The 8,351-nt window shown below is 43.3% G+C and carries 11 protein-coding genes and 1 pseudogene; 10 read left to right on the top strand and 2 right to left on the bottom strand.

The window, feature by feature from the left end:
- Positions 1-36: 36 nt before the first annotated feature.
- From F6K38_RS30940 to F6K38_RS30905, 8 genes are all read left to right on the top strand, one after another.
- Positions 37-984 (top strand): Sll0314/Alr1548 family TPR repeat-containing protein, encoded by a 948-nt coding sequence (locus F6K38_RS30940; protein ID WP_502709617.1) that lies wholly within the window; start codon positions 37-39, stop codon positions 982-984.
- A 482-nt stretch (positions 985-1,466) separates the two neighbouring features.
- Positions 1,467-1,793 carry a hypothetical protein gene (locus tag F6K38_RS30935; RefSeq protein ID WP_008179770.1) on the top strand — a complete coding sequence of 109 codons (327 nt, stop codon included), beginning with the start codon at positions 1,467-1,469 and terminating at the stop codon, positions 1,791-1,793.
- A 36-nt stretch (positions 1,794-1,829) separates the two neighbouring features.
- Positions 1,830-2,372 carry a GIY-YIG nuclease family protein gene (locus tag F6K38_RS30930; protein WP_008179772.1) on the top strand — a complete coding sequence of 181 codons (543 nt, stop codon included), beginning with the start codon at positions 1,830-1,832 and terminating at the stop codon, positions 2,370-2,372.
- Positions 2,369-3,526, top strand: a complete 1,158-nt coding sequence (gene carA, locus F6K38_RS30925) for a glutamine-hydrolyzing carbamoyl-phosphate synthase small subunit (RefSeq protein WP_008179774.1) — start codon at positions 2,369-2,371, stop codon at positions 3,524-3,526. Before F6K38_RS30930 ends, carA begins: the two co-directional genes overlap by 4 nt.
- 364 nt (positions 3,527-3,890) lie before the next feature.
- Positions 3,891-4,259, top strand: a complete 369-nt coding sequence (locus F6K38_RS30920; RefSeq protein WP_044492280.1) for an STAS domain-containing protein — start codon at positions 3,891-3,893, stop codon at positions 4,257-4,259.
- 177 nt (positions 4,260-4,436) lie between these two features.
- Positions 4,437-4,925 carry a Mini-ribonuclease 3 gene (locus F6K38_RS30915; protein ID WP_287358894.1) on the top strand — a complete coding sequence of 163 codons (489 nt, stop codon included), beginning with the start codon at positions 4,437-4,439 and terminating at the stop codon, positions 4,923-4,925.
- A 14-nt stretch (positions 4,926-4,939) separates the two neighbouring features.
- Entirely contained in the window at positions 4,940-5,989 is a 1,050-nt protein-coding gene (gene rlmB / locus F6K38_RS30910) for a 23S rRNA (guanosine(2251)-2'-O)-methyltransferase RlmB (protein ID WP_287358891.1), read from the top strand.
- 68 nt (positions 5,990-6,057) lie between these two features.
- Positions 6,058-6,342: a DUF1816 domain-containing protein gene (locus tag F6K38_RS30905; protein WP_287358888.1), complete on the top strand. Its 285-nt coding sequence runs from the start codon at positions 6,058-6,060 to the stop codon at positions 6,340-6,342.
- A gap of 39 nt (positions 6,343-6,381) precedes the next feature.
- Here the strand turns inward: F6K38_RS30905 and F6K38_RS30900 are convergent, their stop codons facing one another.
- Entirely contained in the window at positions 6,382-6,948 is a 567-nt protein-coding gene (locus F6K38_RS30900; RefSeq protein WP_287358898.1) for a Uma2 family endonuclease, read from the bottom strand.
- A gap of 245 nt (positions 6,949-7,193) precedes the next feature.
- On the opposite strand from F6K38_RS30900, the gene F6K38_RS30895 reads away from it, so the two are divergent.
- Together F6K38_RS30895 and F6K38_RS30890 are read left to right on the top strand one after the other, a co-directional pair.
- Positions 7,194-7,409, top strand: a complete 216-nt coding sequence (locus F6K38_RS30895) for a hypothetical protein (RefSeq protein ID WP_287256951.1) — start codon at positions 7,194-7,196, stop codon at positions 7,407-7,409.
- A 125-nt stretch (positions 7,410-7,534) separates the two neighbouring features.
- Positions 7,535-7,723 carry a hypothetical protein gene (locus tag F6K38_RS30890; RefSeq protein WP_287358886.1) on the top strand — a complete coding sequence of 63 codons (189 nt, stop codon included), beginning with the start codon at positions 7,535-7,537 and terminating at the stop codon, positions 7,721-7,723.
- Here F6K38_RS30890 and F6K38_RS30885 read toward each other — a convergent pair.
- Positions 7,692-8,351: pseudogene (locus tag F6K38_RS30885) on the bottom strand (hypothetical protein); the annotation flags it as partial. The gene F6K38_RS30890 and the pseudogene F6K38_RS30885 overlap by 32 nt on opposite strands.

The following is an 8,351-nucleotide window of genomic DNA, read 5'->3' as shown; positions in this document are numbered from 1 at the left end:
TTAGTAGCATATATTTTTAATATTGCCAGAATGACGATGAACCAACGGTTTCGAGCACCAAAACAGATAGTTAAAGCCTGCGTCAGCACAGCAGTTGTATTAATCGGTTTATGGGGAATGCCCACCTTGGCAGCTGATCCCTTTCGCGACAGTAATCCTCGGGACATTGATAACACTGTTCAAGATGCTTTTGACTTCTTCTTCAAGGAGGGAAACTATAAAGAGGCCGAAGCTTATCTAAAAAAATCGGAATCTAGGCAGTCTAAAGAACCCATGACCTATGCTATGCTATCATCTCTAGCTTACTTAGATCAAGATTGGGAAACCTTCAAGAGCTACGGAACTAAAACTCTTAATAAGGCTAAGGAAATGATTGCCTCTGATCCCTTGCGAGGTAATCTTTACACAGCAGTAGGTTATTTTTTGGAAGGGGCTTACGATTTTGAAAAAGAAGGTCCCATCAGCGCCTTGACTAAATTGCAGAAAGTTTTTGAATATCTGGATGAAGCCAAAGAAATTGATCCTAATGATCCAGAGCTAAACTTGATTACAGGCTATATGGATTTAATGTTAGCAGTTAATTTACCATTTTCTGACCCATCTCAAGCCATTGACAAGTTAGAAACCTATGCTTTTCCTTCTTATTTAGCCTATCGAGGCATTGCTGTAGGATATCGAGATTTAAAGCAATATTCTAAGGCAATAGACTATGTAGACCGGTCAATGGAAACAACACCAAGCAACCCAGATGTACTTTACCTTAAAGCACAAATTTTGCGAAAACTGGGGCAGGAAGAAAAAAGTTTAGATTTTTTTAACAAAGCTTTAGAAAAACAGAATCAACTCCCAAAACGTCACGCTGCCCAAATTACTTACGAGCAGTGCAAACTTGAAAATAAACTCACAGATGGGAATAGGAATTGCTCGAAGGAACGGAATCGGATCCGGAAGCGGGGAACAGACGTGGCTCACAAGGATGACTAAGTTTACTGTTGAAGGTTTAAGGTTTAGAGGTTGAAGGTTGAAGGTTGAAGGTTGAAGGTTGACTAAGTTGAAGGTTGAAGGTTGAAGGTTGAAGGTTGAAGGTTGAACGCGATGGACGAAGTCCCGCTTTCAGCGAACCCGTGGCCTATTGGCCAAGGTTGTTCGCCTTTAGGGTTCGGTATAGGGTAGGTTGAAGGTTAACTAAGTTGAAGGTTGAACGCGATGGACGAAGTCCCGCTTTCAGCGAACCCGTGGCCTATTGGCCAAGGTTAAAAGTAAACTGTAAATAGTTAACTGCATTTTTTTCAAAAAAACAGTAGGGGCATTCGTTGTGGGTGCTCCTATGGCAATCCTATAGGATTAGTGAACAGTGACAGGTCTTACTCAGAACTCAGCAGTATATTTAAGGGAAGTCTTGTTCACGAGTGAATCTTGATCAGGTATAATCCCTGTGTTAAAGAATTCGGGATTGTCCTTGACTTATGGTTCGCCTCAAGATAATTAACAAGTTCGATAGCAGTTTTGTCCTAGCTCCAGAAGCCCGAGACCAGTTATTTGCTTTACTAACCGGGGAAAACTTCTTGGCTCAAGTAGCTGAAGCGGCTCAAGCTGAAAGGGTTGAGTTTACTGAATTACTGTTTAAACCAGTTCCCTACACCACTTCAACCCCTAAGGGAATGCCAGCGGAATATGAGCAGTATCAAGAATCTGATGATTATATCATCATTAATGTACCTCCTAACTTCATGTTCAAAGCCAAAATCTTTAATCCCAGTCGCCTGTGTGGGATTTATCGCAAATTTCAATAAAATTTAGTTTTTAATCTTATTTTTTAATCCCATCCCATGCTCACCTCTGATAATCAAATTCCATCTCTGAAGGATTTAGAATTTATTCCCTATCTGGATGAAACGGGAAATATACCAGAATTTTTACAAAAAAAGATTGGTGTATACGCAATTTTTGACCAAGATAAAACGCTGAAATTTGTGAATTATTCCCGAGATGTATATATCAGCATCAAACAACATTTAGTTCGTCAGCATCACTCCTGCTATTGGCTAAAAGTAGAAACGATTGAAAAACCTGACCGGAGTCGATTAGAAACGATTCGTAAGGCATGGATTGAAGATAATGGTGTGATCCCGGTGGGAAATGGAGAGCAGGAAAATCTGTGGATCCAGCCCATTGATGCTAAAGTGACAATGACTGAAGCAGAGCAATTAGACTATGAGCAAAGTGAGGAATTAGCAAAAATTAAGATTCTCAAGAAAATTGCTCGGAGAGTTGAAGCTAAAATTAAAGATGAGCTAGAATCCCGAGGGGTAAAGACTGAAATTCGCTTCAATCCTAAGCTTAAAGAAAAGGGTTTACTTGACATAAAATGACTATCTCAACGGCTCATCCAGCTCTGCTAGTTCTCGCTGATGGCACAACTTACCAAGGCTGGTCTTTCGGAGCGACTGGTACAACCATTGGTGAAGTAGTGTTTAACACTGCCATGACGGGTTATCAAGAGGTGGTGACAGACCCCAGCTACTGCGGTCAAATTGTGACCTTCACCTATCCAGAATTAGGCAATACTGGTGTTAACCCCTCCGATCAAGAATCTGCTCATCCTCAAATCCGAGGGGCAATTGCCCGTAACATCTGCTACCGGCCCAGTAACTGGCGCTCTACCCAGTCCTTGCCCGATTATCTTGCGGAACACAACATCCCAGGAATTTACGGCATAGATACAAGGGCATTAACCCGCAAAATACGCTCCATTGGTGCGATAAACGGTGCCATTTCCACAGAAATCCTTGACTCCGCTGAATTATTGTCCGAAGTGCAAGGGGCTCCGAGTATGGCAGGATTAAATCTAGTTAAAGAAGTGAGCACTCACAAGGTTTACCAATGGTCTGATCCTACGGAAGCCAATTGGGAGTTCGGTCCTGGGGTTGATGGAGTGGAAAAGGACAAGCCTTTGACAGTTGTTGCGATCGATTTTGGGATTAAACGTAATATTCTCAAGCGTCTAGCGAGCTACAATTGTCGGGTAATTGTCGTCCCTGCTAATACACCGCCAGAAGAAATTGCTAAGTATAATCCCGATGGGATATTTCTGTCCAATGGACCAGGGGATCCGGCGGTAGTACTCGAAGGCATCTCAACCACCAAAGCCTTATTGGAGCGTCAGCAACCTATTTTTGGCATCTGCATGGGACATCAGATTCTTGGTCTTGCCCTAGGAGCCCAGACCTTTAAACTTAAATTTGGTCACCGAGGTTTGAATCACCCAGCCGGTTTGCAGCAAATGGTGGAAATTACTAGCCAAAACCATGGTTTTGCTATTGATCCCGATACCTTAGGCACGGAGGTGGAAGTTACTCACCTAAATCTCAATGACCGCACTGTGGCAGGGTTGCGTCACAAATCCTTACCGTTCTTCTCAGTACAGTATCACCCAGAGGCTAGTCCTGGTCCTCACGATGCTGACTATTTATTTCAGCAGTTTGTCGAGCTGATGCGTTCGCGTAGCGGCGACCCAGGAGCATAGCGCCCAATAGTCAATGCCAAACCCCAACTGTAGGGTGAGCGGGTGTGGGGCTATAGAATAACCCCTGCATTGCCAGCAAACCAAGAAATCTGCTTCAGTTATAATTAATCGGTTACAATTGCGGCTGGCTTAATTTTACCCTACCGCTACACCCGGTTACCCTACCCCCATTACTCTGATACTGTTGTATAATCTAATATTGACGTTGTTTTAGCCCCTTGAGGTGCTAACCAACAAAAAAAGGTATGGTGATAGGGCGCGTGTATCAACGGTAGCCAAGTCATCAATCTACTGTCACAGTAGTCAACTTGACAGTAGAAGTATTAAATTATTGATATTTATAAGCTATATCTAGGAGGGTGTTATTCCTGAACAACTAACCCTTACAGTCAGTTTAAGGGGCACTCGCCAAGTCGAGTCAAATTATCAAATTTTCCGCCTTACTGGATTGCTAGATGCCTTTTCGGAATCTACTCTCCGTAACGTTATTGGCAAATGTATTGATGAAGGTCCAGCGCATATTATTCTGGACTTATCTAAAATTGATTTTGTCGATAGCTCTGGTTTGGGTGCTTTGGTGCAGCTAGTAAAGAAAGCTCAAACTGCTAAAGGAAGTCTACAAGTCGTGACCAATCCCCGGGTGACTCAAACTGTGAAACTAGTGCGCCTAGAAAAATTTCTCTCCCTGCAAGATTCTCTGGCGGTAGCTGAGGAGAACGTCAAGGGTAAATGACAAAATCGTTGGTGATGGCGGGGACAAAACCCGCCATCACTTTCTCAGCAGTGGGGAATCGGTGAGAGTTGAGTGTGATTAACTTGCCTTTTAGTCAATGTATTGAATACTCGAAGCAGAAATTGTGGAAGGATGTCAAATTTGCTCTAATAAACAAAAGACCGTGATACCCCAAAGATGGCTCAAACAGATGCACAATTAGACCCCTTGGAAGAGGATAGCCATGGCGGTGGAACTGACTCTATAGTATTGTGGACAGAGTTTCGATTTAGGCAATTCATGGCGAAAGTTGATCAAATTGCCAAAATTCAACAGATTTCCCCAGCATCCTTGGCATATATAGGAGATGCTGTTTATGAACTTTACATCCGAACCCACTATCTGCTACCACCGAGGCGAATCTGTGACTATCATAACCAGGTAGTGGCTCATGTGAGAGCAGAAAGCCAAGCTAAGATTTTGCGATCGCTTGAACCTTACCTAACTGCTTCTGAAAAAGACGTTTTACGGCGCGGACGGAATGCTGCGACAAAGACCCCCCGGCGTCTCAATCGAGAAATCTATCAACAAGCTAGTAGCTTAGAAACCTTACTGGGATACCTCTACCTTACTGATACTCAACGCTTGACCCAGTTATTGGCTCATCTACAACTCGACACCCCATAAATCCTAATTCTATTATGGCTAATCAAAACCCCTCCTCTGATGCCTCCTCCGATGCTTCTGGCCAGATCAAGGCAGGGAAGTCCTCTGATCGGCAAGGTGAGAATAAAAAATTATCTCCTTCGACCCCAGGCAATTCTCACAAGAACGGGAAACCCCCTCGAAAGAACTACCACTCTCGAAAACCACGGCCAAAACATTCCCATCACTCTGAGGAAACTCAGCGGAAGGAGCATGGGTACCCTAAATCAAAACTTGTAAGTAGCACAGAAGAAGAGAGTGACTTAATCTACGGGCGTCATTCAGTTATAGCAGCTCTCCAAAACCAGCACCAGCTAAACCGAGTTTGGATTATTTCCCAGCTGCGTTACGATCCTCGCTTTCACTCCTTACTGGTTCAAGCCAAGGCCAACGGTACAGTAATTGATGAAGTAGCACCAAAACGCCTGAGCCAAATTACTAAAGGTGGTAACCATCAGGGTGTGGCAGCTCAAATAGCATCTTACAACTACATAGATTTAAATGACTTAATTGACAAAGCAAAATGGGCAACTGAGCAGCCAGTTTTATTGGCTTGTGATGGCATTAATGATCCTCAAAATTTAGGGGCGATTATTCGTACGGCAGAAGCTCTAGGAGCTCAAGGCTTAGTAATACCCCAACGTCGAGCTGTTGGTGTCACCTCAACTGTGAGGAAAGTGGCAGCAGGAGCTCTAGAAACCTTTCCTATTGCCAGAGTTGTCAATCTCAGTAATGCCCTAGAGCAGTTGAAAACTGCGGGCTTTTGGATTTACGGAACTGCTGCTGGCACTGGTAAACTTTTACACAAAGTTGATTTGACTGGTTCAGTAGTATTAGTAATAGGTTCAGAGGGGAATGGTTTAAGCCTAAGGTCACAAAGCTGCTGTGACATGTTAATTTCAATTCCATTACAGGGTAAGACCCCTAGCCTCAATGCCTCAGCAGCAACTGCTATGGTGTTATATGAAACCTATCGGCAGCGTTGGTCAGATTTACTGTATATCGATAGTACTTCCAATGAACAGATTGTGATACAAGAAAAGTAAATGGAGGATAAAAACGTTTAAAAGGCTATTAAATTAACAGAGATTATCCTTGAAACTAGGTAGATTTCATGAAAGAAGCCTTAATCAAAATCTTCGACGTCTTAGGGTTAGCGTTTTGGGTGGAAATCATCACCGAAACCCCCAAGTGTACCTACTACTTTGGACCCTTTGTTAACCAGCAGGAGGCTCAGGCTGCCAAATATGGATACATTGAAGACTTAGAAGATGAAGGAGCTCAAGGCATTATAGTAACTCTCAAACGCTGCAAACCCACTAGACTAACAATTTTTGATGAGTTGCCAGAACAAACTGAATTAGATAAATCCTCTAGCTTGAGTAAGCCGATTTTTTGAGAAAGGATGATTCCGCAGTTACTAACCTACTGAGGTCATTTAAAGCGGCAAAGCTAACTCAAAGTTAGGCAGAATAGTTTCCCCTGACAAAGTAACAGGAAATTTAGCAGTTTCAACAGCTTGATTGGGACGATATATTTCAACCTCTTTGCTTTGGGGGTTAATTAACCAGCCTAAACATAAACCACTGTTCAAATATTCTTGCATCTTTTCCTGTAGAGGCTTGAGGGAATCAGTGCGAGACCGTAGTTCAATCACAAAGTCCGGACAAATGGGGGGAAATCCCTCCTGTTGTTCAGGGGTTAAAATTTCCCAACGGTCTAGCCTGATCCAAGCAGCATCAGGGGATCGATCTCCTCCATTAGGTAAGGGAAAAATAGTTGAGGAGCTAAACACTTGACCTAGTTTGGTTTGATTATTCCATAACCACAACAGACTGATTAGACTTGCTTCTCGATTTCCGCTACATCCGCCTACAGGTGGCATGATGATTAGCTCTCCTTTGGCATTACGCTCAAGTTGTAGATTTTGATTGGCCTGACATAGATTGTGGAATTGTTGATCGCTTAGGTTGACTCTCTCTAGGTTAAGAACAACAGGCTGCATCATGACTGTCTCCTTAGTGGAATGATTAATATCAAGTCAGGTTGAATACCCATAATTACAGGGAGGGTGGGAAGTGTGGGGAGATGGGGAGATCTCATAAGGGTAGGTTTTTTACAAAGACCTCAGGTGTGGGGCGTGGGGTGTAGGGTTTGGGGTGTGGGGGTTCCAAGTATAGTTAGCATGTGATGGAAATTTGGTATACAATTACGTGGAGTTTTTAGCAAGCAAAAATACTTAGTATAAAGATGTTAACTTCTTCCGATCATATGACAGATTTATCCAATGCCCACTGGCAGAGCAATTCCCGTTCTGTTGTCACTGCTGACCCCCAGGTGAAGAAATTGATGACATCAGTTTATGGGGTTGACCACCAAGTAAAGTACCTTCACTTACAGGCAGAAGTTGAATCCCTCTGGCAGCAGCAGCAATTACTCAAGCAACAACGGTTGGTTTTGAGTTGAACAAACTTCGCGGCATTTGCCCACCAGATCTAAAAGTAGGGTGGGCAAAGTTAATGGCTCTAGAATTCTCACAATAACCAAAGGGCATTTGCCCACCAGATCTAAAAGTAGGGTGGGCAAAGTTAATGGCTCTAGAATTCTCACAAGAACTAAAGGGCATTTGCCCACCCTACAAGCTAAAAACTTTCTGTTTATTGAGCAAGAAAAACTCCCTATTCCCTATTCCCTGCTCCCTGCTCCCTGCTCCCTGCTCCCTGCTCCCTATTCCCTGCTCCCTGCTCCCTATTCCCTGTTCCCTCCTCCCCGATGCATAATTCGACCCAAAATTAAAGCAGTGACCGCACCAAATCCAACACCAACCAAAACATGAAATAGCACAAACCAGAAAGTGTAAGTCAAGCAAGGCTGGAGTTCAGCTCTAGGACATTTTTCTATCAATACATTCGGGTTGAGTTTGATCAAGATCGCTTCTAGAGGTTTAGCATCGGTTTGGGAAGAAATACCACTGACCCCTAAACCAATACCCACCGAAGCAATCCAAAGTTCTAAACTTTTTTCTCGGGCTTGATCAGCCTTCTCCTTATCTCTGAAGGCTTTTTCCAAAGCGCGATCGCGTTCTGCCTGGTCAATTTCTACAATGCCTCGGATACTACCAAGCATCTGGTCAAATAGTTGCTGACCGGGTTTGAGATAATTCAGGTTGGTTTGAATCTGTTTTTGAAACTGCTTGGTTCTTTGATGGAGGAAGTCTTCTAAAAACTCGATATTATCGTATTTGAGACTATATTCACTGATTTTTTTGAGCCATGTGTCATAGTTGCTGGCATTGGTAGCGATCGCAGTTTTGTGATCCTCCATGTCTCGCAGATAACCAGCATAGTCAAAGGTCTTTAGTGGCATCTCAGTCAGTTTCTGCTTCAGTTGCTCTAGCCTTGTTTCTGG

The organism is Moorena sp. SIO3B2, from assembly GCF_010692525.1.
GTDB classification, from domain to species: Bacteria; Cyanobacteriota; Cyanobacteriia; order Cyanobacteriales; family Coleofasciculaceae; genus Moorena; species Moorena producens.
Note: the sequence above shows the minus strand (reverse complement) of the source record. Positions and strands in the feature narration are given on the sequence as shown.

Coding starts and splice junctions, on each gene's coding strand:
- F6K38_RS30940 (WP_502709617.1), top strand. CDS start 37: ATGAACCAACGGTTTCGAGCACCAAAACAGATAGTTAAAGCCTGCGTC.
- F6K38_RS30935 (WP_008179770.1), top strand. CDS start 1,467: ATGGTTCGCCTCAAGATAATTAACAAGTTCGATAGCAGTTTTGTCCTA.
- F6K38_RS30930 (WP_008179772.1), top strand. CDS start 1,830: ATGCTCACCTCTGATAATCAAATTCCATCTCTGAAGGATTTAGAATTT.
- carA (WP_008179774.1), top strand. CDS start 2,369: ATGACTATCTCAACGGCTCATCCAGCTCTGCTAGTTCTCGCTGATGGC.
- F6K38_RS30915 (WP_287358894.1), top strand. CDS start 4,437: ATGGCTCAAACAGATGCACAATTAGACCCCTTGGAAGAGGATAGCCAT.
- rlmB (WP_287358891.1), top strand. CDS start 4,940: ATGGCTAATCAAAACCCCTCCTCTGATGCCTCCTCCGATGCTTCTGGC.
- F6K38_RS30905 (WP_287358888.1), top strand. CDS start 6,058: ATGAAAGAAGCCTTAATCAAAATCTTCGACGTCTTAGGGTTAGCGTTT.
- F6K38_RS30900 (WP_287358898.1), bottom strand. CDS start 6,948: ATGCAGCCTGTTGTTCTTAACCTAGAGAGAGTCAACCTAAGCGATCAA.
- F6K38_RS30895 (WP_287256951.1), top strand. CDS start 7,194: ATGTTAACTTCTTCCGATCATATGACAGATTTATCCAATGCCCACTGG.
- F6K38_RS30890 (WP_287358886.1), top strand. CDS start 7,535: ATGGCTCTAGAATTCTCACAAGAACTAAAGGGCATTTGCCCACCCTAC.